Origin of the sequence: Microcystis sp. BLCC-F210 (assembly GCF_042134685.1) — a bacterium.
In the GTDB taxonomy this organism is placed as follows: domain Bacteria; phylum Cyanobacteriota; class Cyanobacteriia; order Cyanobacteriales; family Microcystaceae; genus Microcystis; species Microcystis aeruginosa_D.
This window is the reverse complement of record NZ_CP169647.1, coordinates 3,791,001-3,804,257: the sequence shown is the minus strand read 5'-3', so window position 1 is coordinate 3,804,257 and position 13,257 is coordinate 3,791,001. Positions and strand designations below refer to the sequence as shown.

The window sequence follows — 13,257 nt, the reverse complement described above, 5'->3', positions numbered from 1 at the left end:
TTTGCTTAATCTTAAGAGGTTTACGAGGGGTGTGTCTAGAACAATTCACAAAGGAGTTATTCTACGACATAGAGCCGATCACGTAATCGAAGTAGGAAGAAGCTTCAGAAGCATCGTCAGAAGACATAAGACCGGTAGCAACTTCTTTCATTTCGCGAACGCTTTGAGCTACGGCACCGATGTCGGTTCCCAAGGATTTGTACATTTCACGCACACCGACCAAACCGATTTCTTCAATCGGGGTGACATCACCAGCAACTACTCCGTAGGTGATTAAACGTAGGTAGTAGTCCATGTCACGCAGACAGGTGGCGGTCATTTCTTCGCCGTAAGCGTTGCCACCGGGGGAAACGATGTCAGGACGTTTTTGAAATAAGCGATCACCAGCTTGTTTGACGATGGTTTCGCGAGCGCCAGTCAGGGTTTCAGCGATGCGTAAACGAGCGGCACCACTGGTAACGAAGGCTTTAATTCTGTCTAATTCGCCAGGGCTGAGGTAACGAGCTTCAGCATCAGCATTCACGATCGATTTCGTGACGATACTCATTGATGGATTCCTCCCAACTAAGTGAGATTAATAAACTTAATCTGACATTTTATAGCAGTTGTGGTCACTACGCTCAAGTTGTCTCGTTTCCGCCTTGGCATCTCAAGACTTCCTTAGCTAGAGCGACCTAACGCAACTATTCTGCGGCATCTGGTTCACCTTCTCACTATTTTCGTAATACTTTTTAACATTTGCCCTCAGAGGGGAGAGCCGGGGTGGGGAGTGCTTTGTCACTGATTCAGTAAAAAGTAAACAGTAATCATTGAACCCACATTCCGCACCCTAAAGTGTCACATTGAAAATTTTATCCAAATCGTCAAAACGATTGCTGGCTCTGAATTACAGGCTAATTTGTTTGTCTAGCAGATGCACAATTAGCCCTAAAAATCTGGTAGCTCTGATACCAAATTAATGAGATAAACTCTCATTAAGCTGGCGATCGCTGACTAGAGTGTGACACTTCATAATTCTTAGTAATCGCTAAAAGTCTTACTATACAAGGGCTAGAGCAACTTTTGATTTCAACGACTAGGGTGCGGAATGTGGGATTGAACATCAATCTAATATGATCTCAAGACTAAAAGTCTCTATAGTTAAGGAATCTAGCCAAATAAAAAATGATTTCAATTGCCTGATATTTTCTAAGTAAAATTGAATTAGCAACGATAGATATACATTTTAACCATCGAACTAATTAGCTAGTACACAAACCCTAAGTAGGCTGTGATTGGGTTATAATTTTTGGAGATATCTAGTAAACTGAAAAACTCTTATCTGATCTCTGACCACACCAAGAAATTTTTTTAGTCAACCCTAATTATTCGCTAAAGAGATAATTACTGCGATCGCTAACTGGCCAATCTTGATTTTCTCCACCGATAATTAAACGTTTAATATCGACAAAATCCTTACTTAATTGGGTCAAGGCATTGATTAAAATATCTAAAGCAATAAGATCGCTAGTACCGAGATCAAACCAACAACGTCCCCAAGTACCTAAGTATTCAAAATCGGTCATATTGTGCATCGGTGACATGAAGGCATTTTCGGCCATATCTGGATCGTATTCCATATAACTAATATCGATTCCCACCTCCTGTACCTGTAGGTTTTCGGCATTGAAAGCTCCTAATTTACCCAAATAAAACCAAGAGGCAAAAACTTCTTCTACATACTGCTGTTCCATATTCGAGGGAACTGTCGAAAATTCCAGCCAAAACCAGACATCAAAAGGATTAAATTCGCGAAATTGTACTTCCATATTTTTTAGAGGAGACTCGGAGACGGGAGATGGGAATTATGAATTATGAATTATGAATTGGGGAGAAGGGAGTATTTTAAGTGAACAGTGAACAGTAATCAGTGAAAAGACAGTAGGAAACTTTTATTTAATACTGCTCACTTAAAACTGAAATCTGATCACTGATAACTTACCCACTGATAACTGATAACTGATAACTGATTACTGATTACTATGCTGTAATTTCCAGAGAAAACTAGCGAGGAGATTGGTGATAATATGAGCGAGAATTGGGATTAATAAATTACCGGTGATGATGACGGTATAAGCGAGGGCAAAACCGACAACAGTTGCCCAGATAACATAGGGCCATTGTTGGGAACCGCTAAAATGGAGGATACCAAAAATTAGACTAGAAACGGTTAGACCAAAGATATTTAATCCTAAAGCTGGCAAAATCACCCCGCGAAATAATAATTCTTCACTTAACCCCGGCAGTAATCCAACCCAAATTAAATCGGGCCATGCTAAAGGTTTAATGACTAATTCTAAGTAAGCGTTAGCACTATGGCGATAAGTGGGCCAAAAACGATAGAGAAGCCCACTAATTCCACTAATTGCCCCCGCTAAGGCTAATCCGAACAGGAAATCTGGGAGAGTCCAGCGAATGGCGGGAATAGCGATCGCACCGAAATATTGCCAGACTTTGGCGACTACCAGCAAGATAATCGCCGTTACCGCCATAATGGTGAGGACTTGTGTGCGTGTCAGGGGATCAAATTCGGAATTAGGGGAATTAGTCACAGATTCTCGGATAAACAGCGTAAAGAGTTGAAATTAGGGCGAAGAGATGGGAGGCTAACCCCGGCCCGTTGACAAACGATCGCACCGATCGCCTCTGTATATGAGTGTACCCTAATTGCTTTCACCCCCAGAGGTTCCGGGGCCACCTTCATTCTCGTACTATTTTCCTGCACAGCAATCAGTACGGTTTTTTCTTGACAAAAACTTAAAACTGTGCTAGAGCCACAGGCACTGGCGGGAACGATCAGCGCGTCCACCTCCCGGCCCCAAATAGCATCGGGACCGGGCCGCTTGACCAATTGAGGGGCGCGACTTAAACCCACCAAAACGCAGGGTAAAAAAGTATAACCGATTTCTTCGGCCGCGGCCTTGGGGGAAAGTTGCGGATCGAGGGGCAGCGGAATTAAAGCGGGAGCGTGGGCCGCCGGTATTTGGAATTGTCGGACTACCAGATGGGAAATCACTGCTTCGGCCCCGGCAAGGGGATCCACCCCCTGACCATGGCGATAATTAGCCAGGGCAATGCTATCGGGATCGTCGGGAAAACGGGCAACAATGGCGATCGCTTCTGCCCGGCCTTGCTTAATCAGTTTTTCTGCCCCCCGCAGCAAGCTGTCGGGATTGCCAATTGTTCCCCAACTGGCCCCGGAGGCTGCCTCTCGCAACTGCACATTTAAGGGGGCATCGGTGATGACGTAATCGGTGAGATCTAAGCCTAGGGTAGCCCGGACAGCATCGGCAGCCTGAAGGTGTCTTTGCAAGAGGTCAAATTCAATGGCGCGATCGAATAGTAATCCGATGCGATTTTGATGGACGGGACTTAATCCCCAATCCCCCCGGGCAAAACGATCTAAAGCGTAACCCTCCACATAATAGGTGTTGTCCAGAGGCCAGTACAGTTGTGCGCCGTTGAGGACATTGGGATGGGTAATTAGGCGATCGCAAACTTCGGCGATCGCTCTGGCCACGGGAATGCCATCCCCAGCATAACCGCCAATCGCTGCCCCGATGCCGGTGGGAATAATTAGTACGGCGGTATAGGGACGAGAATTCACGAGACAGTGGTGACAATCGCTTCGACTTTGACTTGATTATTCTCGGTATCCACTTCTGTGATTGCCCAACGCAAGGGTTCACCGCGTTTGGCTAATTCTTTTTCGATTTCTTGCTGCAGTTGTTGCGGGGTTTCCTGTAGGTCGATTTCGGCACTAATAAAGTGAGTGGTCATGGGGATGGTCTAGGATAGTTATCCCCTCAGTTTATCAAGATTTTGCCCTCTTGCGCTGACTTATACAATCCTTATACTAAATCTGGTTATTAAAGACTGATTATTTATTCCCCTTTTTGACTTTTGCATGAGCAGAAAACGGGTTTCTCCGAGAAACCCGTTTTCTGTGCGTTACTCAACGGATTTAGTATTGTAGAAACCCCTTAAGCTATCCTGCACACTTTTCTCTTTTCGTCAAATTTTATGTTAGGAAAGATGTGACTAATAGAGAGACCACATTGAGTTTACTTGTACTAACTTGCTCGGCAATTTTCCAGCCATTGTTCTAAATCTTGTGGTGACTGAAAATCTAACAAAGCTTCTCCCAAGTTTTCTAACTGTTCTAGGTCAAGACTGCGAATATTGGGCAGTAATTCGGGAGAAATGTCCCCTACACGCCGATTTAATAGACGTAAAACTAGGTTAGCTTCTCCCTCTTGTCGTCCCTCTTGTCGTCCCTCTTGTAAACCTTCCGACCAGATTTCTTGATAGATAACGGATTCTTTCATGATGTCTTTCCTCAATAATCGTTGAATGATGTCTTTCTCTAATACTAACCCGGCTAGAATTGCGGTAGATGCAGCCAGATTACTTTGTTCTCTACTATCGCTGATTTGCTCGATTTCTTGGGCAATTTGCCGCAGTAAGTTTTCTTGTTTCTCAGCTTGAGCGAGTATGGCAAAAGGAAACAGTCCGGGAGCCTTTAATAGGGGTTCCGAGGGTTGTTCCCAAAGTCTAATCACTTCAAATTGATGAGAGGTTTTCCCTTGTTTATAATCATTCTGTCGGACTTTGGGGGATTCACTTTTCCTTAGATAAATAACCACTTGATGGATAGGTTTATGGGGATAGCGTCGATAGAGTCTGGTGGCATAATCTAGCATTCTATAGGGAATATCTTCTTTAGGGTCGGTTTGGAACTCGATATGTAAGATTAATTCTTCCGACTCTAAAAAGATTAAAGTATCGGCTCTAATTGGTTCTAGGGATAATTCCGAGGGTTTAATTTCTGTTAATTCTAAGGGTTTACCCAGTAACCAAGTGGCTAAGTCTCTCGAATATTCAAGGGCGATAAATTTACAGGTAGAATCATACATTTTTAATTCAATTCTAGGTTAAGCCTGATCTATATTTTAACAAAATTATCACCCTATCCCAAAAAATAACAAAAACAGGTTTATTCGGGGAAGGGTATATCTAAACTCATTTGTTGTCCTTGGGTTTCCCTTTGTTTTTCGGCAGCTTTCAGGACTTCAAAGGTGAGGATAACATCGAGACGTTTTTTCTGTTCAAGGATTTCTTGTACTGTCACAATCTCAATTTTATCGACACTTTGACTCATGTAACGACCGCGATAAATTCCCGCAGATTTGGCTGTTTGGATCATATCTTTGCTGGGGAGTTTCAAGGTGATAAATATACCCAGGGCCGCCCCTTGTAGTGTCATAGTTCCCTGTAGATCTCTGATGTCTCCCGATTTGATATTACCGGATTTTACTTGAAAAATAATTTTCTCCCGGTTGTCTTTATCTCCCTGAAAATAGGCAATAGCATCGATTCCTTTATCTGCCCCTTTTTTGTCATTAATCACAGCCCGGTTATTACTATAGGTTAAAACTGCCCATTTCTCAAATTCTTTGCGGGTACGATCATCGGGTTTAGTGGCTAATGCCTTGGCTGATTCTAGATCTTTGGGAATACCATTTAGTTCAATTTTATCTAAAACATTTTTACCAAAGGAGTCCTCTAATCGCTTTAACATTAAGCTAATACTCTGATAGGTTATATCAATTCCAATCCAGTTTCTTTCTAATCTCTCTGCTACAGCGATAGTCGTTCCACACCCACAATAGGCATCTAAAATTACATCTCCTTTATTACTACTTGCTTTGATTATCCTTTCTAACAATGCCTCTGGTTTTTGCGTGGGATAACCCAGACGTTCTCTATCTTCTCTATTAAGAGTTTCAATGTCTGTCCAATAATCCTCAGCAATTTTTCCTTCATCTAAATAATATCTATAAACTTTATTGGTTTGACTATCCTTTTTTTCTTGATATTGTCTGCCATCAGAATCTGTTCCAACTTTCATGTGAGAATTTTGTTTTCTAGGAATTGTCGCACCTTTTTGATTAAATGTATGTTCTTTATTGCTTTTTGTATAAAATAAGATTACGTCGTGCTTTTTACCAAATCTGTTTTTAGATTTTCCGCCAATTGAATAACACCAAATAATCTCATTTTGAAATTCTCCTTTCTGAGAGCAAAAAATAGTGTCTAAAACTATTTTTAAATAATGACTAGCAGTAGGATCACAGTGAAGATAAAAGCTACCAGTAGATTTTAAAACTCGATGGACTTCCACAATCCTCAGAGTCATACTCACCAGATAAGCGAGAAGACTACCTTTACCCAAAACTTTGGTTAAACCGTCAATTAAATCGATAGTCTGACTGGTAAATTTACCCTGATAGTTACTTTGAATTTCTTCTAAAGCTTCGTTAGCGTGATTATCCCATGTCCAGGTATCCACAAACGCTTGTGCTTGTGCTTGATCTTCCTTGCCTAAGTTGTTATAAATTTGGTTGTAATTACGTTTAGAATTAAAGGGTGGATCGATATAACAAAGATCGATCGATTCATCTTTGATATATTTCCGCAGCACTTCTAGGTTATCACCGTAGTATAGTTTATTGACCATAGAGATTAAGGGGATTGACTGCATTCTCAATTGTATTATTATTCCCCCTTAAAGAGGGCGAATGCAATTCGCCCCTACAATAATATAATTGTACTAATTAGAAGAAGCGCATCGTGGTCAGTGAGTTGATCGAACTGTCCGCGCCCAAAATTTAACCTAGTGTCAGCAGAAGTCCCTCTCCTAAACCTTCCGACTATAATTAAGATTAGGCTTTCCCCTAGAGATTATGATCGCGGTTCCCAACTACATCAGTCCCCAAGAATATCTCGCTATCGAGCGCCAGAGCCAGATCCGTCATGAATACCGACGTGGTTTGGTTTACGCGATGGCCGGTGGTACGGATAATCACGATCGCATTGCCTTCAATTTTCTCAAAGTCATTGACGAACATTTCGGCGACTCTACAGACTGTCGGTTTTACTCGGGTAATGTCAAGGTTAACTATCAAGATCAGTTTTATTACTATCCCGATGCTTTTGTTACCTGCGATCCTCGCGATCGCCAAGATCGTTATCTGAAACGCTATCCGAAACTGATCGCGGAAGTGCTTTCCCCCAGTACGATTGCTTTTGACAAGGGCGAAAAATTCCAAGATTATCAACAGATAGAAACTTTAGAAGAATATGTATTAATTTCCCAAGAAATCCAGCGCGTGGAATGCCGTCGTCGTAATTCTCTGGGGATATGGGAAACGACTATTTACGAGACAGGCGATCTCGTGATCCTGTCAAGTATTAACCTAGAGTTAGCGATCGCCGATCTCTACCGGGGAATAGATTAAAATGCGAACTACTCTCAAGGGAGTTGAGAGCTTGCTGCTTCCATGGGAATGGATAGACAGCATTTAGTTTACTTGTACTAACTAGTTCGGCAATTTTCCAGCCATTGTTCTAAATCTTGTGGTGACTGAAAATCTAACAAAGCTTCTCCCAAGTTTTCTAACTGTTCTAGGTCAAGACTGCGAATATTGGGCAGTAATTCGGGAGAAATGTCCCCTACACGCCGATTTAATAGACGTAAAACTAGGTTAGCTTCTCCCTCTTGTCGTCCCTCTTGTCGTCCCTCTTGTAAACCTTCCGACCAGATTTCTTGATAGATAACGGATTCTTTCATGATGTCTTTCCTCAATAATCGTTGAATGATGTCTTTCTCTAATACTAACCCAGCTAGAATTGCGGTAGATGCGGCCAGATTACTTTGTTCTCGACTATCGCTGATTTGCTCGATTTCTTGGGCAATTTGCCGCAGTAGGTTTTCTTGTTTCTCAGCTTGAGCGAGTATGGCAAAGGGAAACGGCGTTGTCAAATTGAAAGATGATCCGAATCAGCTCGGAACTCAAATTACTTTGACTTGCCCTGAGCCAAGTCGAAGGATAGCAAGGATTGCATTGCATTTTTCCTATTCTGATCTGACAACGCCACAATTTTTGATTTTTACAAGAGGTCTATTGTTGAGACTCTGTTTGATTTCTTTGAGAATTTCCTCTAAGGAATAGGTGATGGTAAGCTGTACTGAATTTAAGCTGCGATGTGCAACTAAAAACGACAGAATCAGGGTTCCAGAGGATACTTTCATCTCTGCTGATTTCTGAAAGCCTTGTAAATCAAGACTAAAACTATAGTTGCACAAGGGGTTAATTCATAATTCATAATTCATAATTCATAATTAACGGATGGGTTTAGCTAAATCACCGATTTTAAAACCATTACCGGTAATGATGCGACCGACGCTAGATTGACCATCAGCTTCGACAATTTCGAGAGTGCCAATCGGTTGAGTAATCTGACGAATAACCTTACCCGTTTGGGGATCCTTGACCGTTTGAGTCGTCCGTTCGATGGAAATGCGTAAACCGACACGATAACCCTCTCCCGTACCTTTATTGAGAATTACCTGATTTCCTGCCACAGCAGCCACTAAAGCGGTGACAGTCGGGAGCGAGCGAGGTGTAGCGGCGATTTGGTCAGCTTTATTGTTGAGATTATTCACCACCTGTGCTACTGCCTTATCAGTGGCAATACTGAGTAATTTCCCTTCGTTGGAGGTTTGGGAACCACCTCCAACCCCTAAAACCACGGTTGAACCATCGGATTGATTGGCAGTACCATCTCCCTGAGCGGTGGTAATAATTTCGGCCGTGGTGGTATTAATTGCTCGGACATTTAACTTGACAAAAGCATCGGTTTCTGTCTTAGCAGTGCTAAAAATAATAAACGAGCCACCAGATTGTTTTTTTTGTAAATCGAATTGGGTAATCGAACCGATAATTACCACATCTACCCCCAAAATTTGCCCGATTTGAGCAGCGGTAGCCGCATCTACCCGTCCCGAAGCCCCAAAATTCTGTTCCCTGAGGACAGCATCAATGCGACTGCGCTCAATGACTGTATAGCGACCACTTTCCACCAATTTATTGACGAGAATATCACTGACACCACTGGCCCCACCATTGAGAAATGTTAACCACTGGGGATTACTGAGACCGCTATAATCGAAGTCTAAAACTGCTACGCGCACCTTTTCGCTTTTTTGGGCTAAGAGTAATGGTAAACTGTTAGAGGTAGCTTGGGAGAAAGCCGGTGCGTTGAAGCTAAAACCCAAACTAGAAGCGACTCCCACAAGGGTAATCAGAGCAGAAAAACCACGGATACTATCTCGATCGAACATGATAAGGGGTTCTCCAGTCATATTAGGATATAGATCATAATACATCTGAAAATTGCTCTAACTATCGAGAGTGGTTAAGAGCGAGGATTTTGAATGGCAGTAATTAAACCTCTCACCTCCTCGGTTCCCTCGGAAGCTTCAAAGGAAGTGGGAAATTTACCCTTAGCAATCATCCGCAATCCCAAGGGGGCAATACTTAATAAACCCTGTAAATCGCGCCAATAATTGCCCAGCACATAGAGGCCGAATTTGCGTTCATCCACCCATCCCCCTGCTTTGACTAATTCTACTAAAACTTTCCGGTGACGAATGGGACGACTACTATCGTCCGACTTGCGAGCGAGTATTTCCTGTTTAATTTTACCAATCTGATCCATGGGAGCCACTTCCATAGGACAAACCGCATTACAGAAATAGCAACGCGTACAACCCCAAACCCCTGCGGTGCCTTGGTTATAAAGTTCTAGGCGACTTTCCTGATTACCATCGCGGGAATCTGCTAGGGTGCGCTGCGCTTTTGCTAAAGCGTGGGGACCGACAAAATCAGGATTGACTTGCTTGGCGTTACATTCCGAATAACAGGCGCCGCACATAATGCAGTTACCCATCTGATTGAGATTGGCTCTTTCTTCTGGAGTTTGCAGAAATTCTCGTTCGGGAATGGTGCGCGCTTGACTACTGATATAAGGTTCAACCTTTTCTAAATCGTCCCAAAACGGCTGCATATTGACGATTAAATCCCGAATAATCGGTAAATTCCCCAGAGGGGCGATCGTGATTTCGGGAATTTCTCCGGCATCTTTTTGGCTACAATGGTTTAATTCACTGGCGATATTTTGTTGACAAGCCAAGGCCGAACGACCGTTAATTTTCATCGCACAGCTGCCACAAATTGTATTGCGGCAATTTTTACGAAAGGCCAAAGTTCCATCAAGTTCCCATTTGATGCGATTAAGGCAGTCGAGAATTGTATTTCCCGCCTCCACCTCTAGGGTAAAATTTTCTAGGTAAGGGGTGTCGTTGGGTTGTTGACGCAGAATTTTAAAATAAACTTCCATACTCGGCACGGGGATGAGGGACTCCTAATACTCAGGATAATCGATGTTAACGGGCCAAGAGGGAGCTAGTAATGGTAATTAATCCTTAAGATTTTCCCCGGCCGGTTGAGCCAAGGGGTGGGTATCTAGGCCTAATGATAGATGGGCAAGTCGCTCGAAAACAGTTTAATCACCCTGGATTTACTGCTCTGGGTCATTAGTTTTTTGCCAACTCCAACCACAAGTATAGTTTCTCAATTCCTTGCTAGGTATAGCTTAAACGGTTTTTTCTCCTCACTTTCTCCCCCCTGTTTTCCTCGCACCCGACCAAAAATTGCCCGAGTCTTGGCCAAAAATTTCCTCTCCCCCACAAGGTTTACACTTACTACCTAGTCCGGGGTCTTCTTAGCACGATTGTCATCACCGAACCATCAGTTTTAAAAAATTTATTATTCCCCTCTAGACATTTTTGGCAAGATTTTTGGTATGATTAATTTGTCAGTGTAAGCTTAATTGACAGTCAGTAAAAAATCAAGGAACATTAAAAAGTACCATGAGTGACATCTCTCCTACTCCCCTAACCGGGAAAGCTCTACTACAAAAAGTCAAAGAGTTATCCCACTTACCCCGTCGCGAAACGGCAAAACGTTGTGGTTACTACTCCCAAAGTAAAGATGGCCAAGTTCGGGTTAATTTAACCGACTTTTACGATGCTGTTTTAGGTGCAAAAGGGGTTCCTCTAGATCCCGACGGTGCTAAAGATGGCCGCGGCCGCGAACCTACTTTCCGGGTTAGTGTCCACAAAAATGGTCAAATCGTCATCGGTTCTACCTATACCGAACAAATGAACTTGCAGCCCGGCGATGAGTTTGAAATCAAGCTTGGTTACAAGCACATCCACCTCAAACAAACGGAATCAGAAGAACTGGCAGAAGCTTAAACAGGTTACGGAGTGGGGATAAGGACAAAAAAAATCGGCAGTCAAAAGGGCTAGTTTTGACAAGACCGACCAAAAAGACAATATAGATTCTTATCCCTAATTCTAACCCCTGACCGCCCCTTTCATCAACTTGAGGGGGTTTCCCTAAGCACTTTTTCTTCTTTTTCGCAACCCCCTAGAGATAGATTTTTGTTGGAGCTAGGCTTTCCCAGAGCAAAGTTCCACAGTTATCCTATGCCTAGGGGGTTTGTTTTATGGGTGTTAGGGGTAGGAGGTAGGGGGTAGGGAAATGGGGAAATGGGGGGATAGGGAAATTTCAACTAAAACCCCAAAACCCCAAAACCCCAAAACCTCAAAACCTCAAAACCCACACTCCTCTCCCCACTTCATAATTCATAATTTATAATTCCCGCCCCTAGCACCTAATTGACAATGGACATAGCTGCCTTAATAAAAATTATTATTTTCCTTTTGGTCTGGTTAATTCTCTGGCTGCCGATTGCCATTGGTTTAGGGAGTCGTTTGGGATGGCAACCGCTGCAAGGGACAAAACCTGAGCAGAAATTGCCCCTAGTGGCCTCTCTTTACGTTTTGGCTCCCTTAGTCATCTGGGGGTTATTGAAGATAGAGGGGAGCAGCCTCCATAATTACGGATTAATTTGGTCATTTTCCCTATTTATCTCCCTAACCAAAGGATTAATCTTGGCAGTGGTGGGATTAGGGATAATTTTTTTTCTAGAGGGGATTTTGGCCTGGGTACATTGGCAGCCCAAAAACCTAACTCGTGCTTTTGCCTTGAGTTTACCCCTGTTGATAGTGGCCCTCTGGGTGGGTATTACCGAGGAATTAATCTTTCGGGGCATCTTTTTGAGCCAATTAAGCCAAGAATACGGTTTTTGGGTGGCGGGAGCCATTTCTAGCCTAATTTTTGCCCTGCTGCATCTGCTTTGGGAACGTCAGCAAACGCTGCCGCAACTACCCGGTTTATTTCTGATGGGGATGGTTCTGGTCTGGGCGCGGGCGATCGATCATGGTAGTTTAGGATTAGCTTGGGGACTTCATAGCGGTTGGGTGTGGGGATTGGCCTTGCTAGACAGTGCCGAATTGATGTCTTACAGCGATTCTGGGTTAGTTTGGGTTAAAGGTATCTATAACCAACCTTTAGCGGGTTTAGCGGGTATTCTTTGCCTCTTGGGGACAGCTTGGGGGTTAAACTTGTTTCAGTAGCCAAAAGCCGGTAAAAGTGCGGCCAGAATCATCCGGTTGTATCAGGAGAAAGTGCAAACCTTGGCTTTCCTGTTTGGTTGCTTGATAAATATTGGCGGCCCGGGCCACTTCTTCATCTTCGTAGGTTAGAAAAATCCAACGCTCATTTAGACCCGATTCCAAGACTAAACCGCCCGATCGCCCCCTTTCTGTGGGAATATGATCGATAAATACTGGGTTAATTTCCTCTAACCAACGAGCGATGGCAAGAGATTTTTTACCACCAGTAATAACCACACCGGGGATCATGAGAGTGGAGGCTAAACCTAATTTTAAAGGAGAAAAGGCCTCTGGTAGGGAAAGAATCGGTATTCTGCGATCGCCAAAAAAGTTAACTAAATCAAGGGCGGGAAAACGAGCAAAACGCCACTCTTGACCTAAAAATTGGTCTGGTAGGGGTTGCGGTGGAGGAGAGTCGATATTGATGGGGATTTGCCGTAATTCTAGCTGTTTTTTCAGGGCGTTAACGTGACGGGTTAACTCAATTTTGATCTGTAAATTTTGACCAGCGAGGAGAAATAAATTGGCGCATTGGGGGCGAAAAACTTGGATAATTTCTGGGGGGGAGACTTGACAAGCTTGCTGTAACTGTTGAGTTAACCAGTCACTATTAGCTTGGGATTGGGGACAGGAATTTTCATAGATAAGATGACCAAGAGAATCGGAAATTAACAATTGCCAGACTGTCCCAAGAGGAGAAGAAGATGAAGATTTATAAAAATCCGCTTGCAAAATAGTCATAATTCAGTAACAAGCCACCAGTAAAAAGTCAAAAAATGGTCAGGAGT

General features: G+C 43.2%; 13 protein-coding genes and 1 pseudogene. 3 read left to right on the top strand and 11 right to left on the bottom strand.

The window, feature by feature from the left end; genetic code table 11:
- Positions 1-61: 61 nt before the first annotated feature.
- From ACE3JL_RS18330 to ACE3JL_RS18300, 7 genes are all read right to left on the bottom strand, one after another.
- Entirely contained in the window at positions 62-547 is a 486-nt protein-coding gene (locus tag ACE3JL_RS18330; RefSeq protein WP_002744263.1) for an allophycocyanin subunit alpha, read from the bottom strand.
- 817 nt (positions 548-1,364) lie between these two features.
- On the bottom strand, positions 1,365-1,808 hold the full coding sequence (locus tag ACE3JL_RS18325) for a DUF3531 family protein (protein WP_002752631.1): 444 nt from the start codon (positions 1,806-1,808) through the stop codon (positions 1,365-1,367).
- A gap of 201 nt (positions 1,809-2,009) precedes the next feature.
- The gene (locus ACE3JL_RS18320; protein ID WP_271992159.1) at positions 2,010-2,591 is read right to left on the bottom strand and encodes a CPBP family intramembrane glutamic endopeptidase; all 582 of its coding nucleotides are present in this window, start codon (positions 2,589-2,591) and stop codon (positions 2,010-2,012) included.
- On the bottom strand, positions 2,588-3,646 hold the full coding sequence (locus tag ACE3JL_RS18315) for a DUF3326 domain-containing protein (protein ID WP_375328089.1): 1,059 nt from the start codon (positions 3,644-3,646) through the stop codon (positions 2,588-2,590). The genes ACE3JL_RS18320 and ACE3JL_RS18315 overlap by 4 nt, the downstream gene beginning before the upstream one ends.
- Positions 3,643-3,819, bottom strand: a complete 177-nt coding sequence (locus ACE3JL_RS18310) for a hypothetical protein (RefSeq protein ID WP_190358725.1) — start codon at positions 3,817-3,819, stop codon at positions 3,643-3,645. Before ACE3JL_RS18310 ends, ACE3JL_RS18315 begins: the two co-directional genes overlap by 4 nt.
- A gap of 293 nt (positions 3,820-4,112) precedes the next feature.
- Positions 4,113-4,955: an Rpn family recombination-promoting nuclease/putative transposase gene (locus ACE3JL_RS18305; protein ID WP_375328088.1), complete on the bottom strand. Its 843-nt coding sequence runs from the start codon at positions 4,953-4,955 to the stop codon at positions 4,113-4,115.
- Positions 4,956-5,035: 80 nt separating this feature from the next.
- Positions 5,036-6,559, bottom strand: coding sequence for a DNA methyltransferase (locus tag ACE3JL_RS18300; protein WP_271989780.1), 1,524 nt, complete (start codon positions 6,557-6,559; stop codon positions 5,036-5,038).
- 226 nt (positions 6,560-6,785) lie between these two features.
- On the opposite strand from ACE3JL_RS18300, the gene ACE3JL_RS18295 reads away from it, so the two are divergent.
- Positions 6,786-7,340: a Uma2 family endonuclease gene (locus tag ACE3JL_RS18295; RefSeq protein ID WP_375328087.1), complete on the top strand. Its 555-nt coding sequence runs from the start codon at positions 6,786-6,788 to the stop codon at positions 7,338-7,340.
- 77 nt (positions 7,341-7,417) lie between these two features.
- Here ACE3JL_RS18295 and ACE3JL_RS18290 read toward each other — a convergent pair.
- The 3 genes and pseudogenes from ACE3JL_RS18290 to ACE3JL_RS18280 all read right to left on the bottom strand — a co-directional run.
- Positions 7,418-7,852: pseudogene (locus ACE3JL_RS18290) on the bottom strand (Rpn family recombination-promoting nuclease/putative transposase); the annotation flags it as partial.
- Between the two features lie 372 nt (positions 7,853-8,224).
- Positions 8,225-9,226: a CsgG/HfaB family protein gene (locus tag ACE3JL_RS18285; RefSeq protein ID WP_375329627.1), complete on the bottom strand. Its 1,002-nt coding sequence runs from the start codon at positions 9,224-9,226 to the stop codon at positions 8,225-8,227.
- Positions 9,227-9,300: 74 nt separating this feature from the next.
- The gene (locus ACE3JL_RS18280) at positions 9,301-10,284 is read right to left on the bottom strand and encodes a succinate dehydrogenase/fumarate reductase iron-sulfur subunit (RefSeq protein WP_271988637.1); all 984 of its coding nucleotides are present in this window, start codon (positions 10,282-10,284) and stop codon (positions 9,301-9,303) included.
- A gap of 532 nt (positions 10,285-10,816) precedes the next feature.
- Between ACE3JL_RS18280 and ACE3JL_RS18275 the strand changes: the two genes are divergently transcribed.
- The gene (locus tag ACE3JL_RS18275; RefSeq protein WP_271988635.1) at positions 10,817-11,203 is read left to right on the top strand and encodes an AbrB family transcriptional regulator; all 387 of its coding nucleotides are present in this window, start codon (positions 10,817-10,819) and stop codon (positions 11,201-11,203) included.
- Between the two features lie 432 nt (positions 11,204-11,635).
- The gene (locus ACE3JL_RS18270) at positions 11,636-12,430 is read left to right on the top strand and encodes a CPBP family intramembrane glutamic endopeptidase (RefSeq protein WP_271988634.1); all 795 of its coding nucleotides are present in this window, start codon (positions 11,636-11,638) and stop codon (positions 12,428-12,430) included.
- Here the strand turns inward: ACE3JL_RS18270 and ACE3JL_RS18265 are convergent.
- A complete protein-coding gene (locus tag ACE3JL_RS18265; RefSeq protein WP_271988633.1) occupies positions 12,413-13,210 on the bottom strand; it encodes a Tab2/Atab2 family RNA-binding protein in 798 nt (265 codons plus the stop codon). The two genes, ACE3JL_RS18270 and ACE3JL_RS18265, sit on opposite strands and share 18 nt — an antisense overlap.
- Between the last annotated feature and the right edge of the window lie 47 nt (positions 13,211-13,257).

What these genes read in the sequence shown, in the direction of transcription:
- ACE3JL_RS18305 (WP_375328088.1), bottom strand. Translation starts at nt 4,955, where the DNA reads ATGTATGATTCTACCTGTAAATTTATCGCCCTTGAATATTCGAGAGAC.
- ACE3JL_RS18300 (WP_271989780.1), bottom strand. Translation starts at nt 6,559, where the DNA reads ATGGTCAATAAACTATACTACGGTGATAACCTAGAAGTGCTGCGGAAA.
- ACE3JL_RS18325 (WP_002752631.1), bottom strand. Translation starts at nt 1,808, where the DNA reads ATGGAAGTACAATTTCGCGAATTTAATCCTTTTGATGTCTGGTTTTGG.
- ACE3JL_RS18285 (WP_375329627.1), bottom strand. Translation starts at nt 9,226, where the DNA reads ATGTTCGATCGAGATAGTATCCGTGGTTTTTCTGCTCTGATTACCCTT.
- ACE3JL_RS18330 (WP_002744263.1), bottom strand. Translation starts at nt 547, where the DNA reads ATGAGTATCGTCACGAAATCGATCGTGAATGCTGATGCTGAAGCTCGT.
- ACE3JL_RS18275 (WP_271988635.1), top strand. Translation starts at nt 10,817, where the DNA reads ATGAGTGACATCTCTCCTACTCCCCTAACCGGGAAAGCTCTACTACAA.
- ACE3JL_RS18265 (WP_271988633.1), bottom strand. Translation starts at nt 13,210, where the DNA reads ATGACTATTTTGCAAGCGGATTTTTATAAATCTTCATCTTCTTCTCCT.
- ACE3JL_RS18295 (WP_375328087.1), top strand. Translation starts at nt 6,786, where the DNA reads ATGATCGCGGTTCCCAACTACATCAGTCCCCAAGAATATCTCGCTATC.
- ACE3JL_RS18280 (WP_271988637.1), bottom strand. Translation starts at nt 10,284, where the DNA reads ATGGAAGTTTATTTTAAAATTCTGCGTCAACAACCCAACGACACCCCT.
- ACE3JL_RS18270 (WP_271988634.1), top strand. Translation starts at nt 11,636, where the DNA reads ATGGACATAGCTGCCTTAATAAAAATTATTATTTTCCTTTTGGTCTGG.
- ACE3JL_RS18310 (WP_190358725.1), bottom strand. Translation starts at nt 3,819, where the DNA reads ATGACCACTCACTTTATTAGTGCCGAAATCGACCTACAGGAAACCCCG.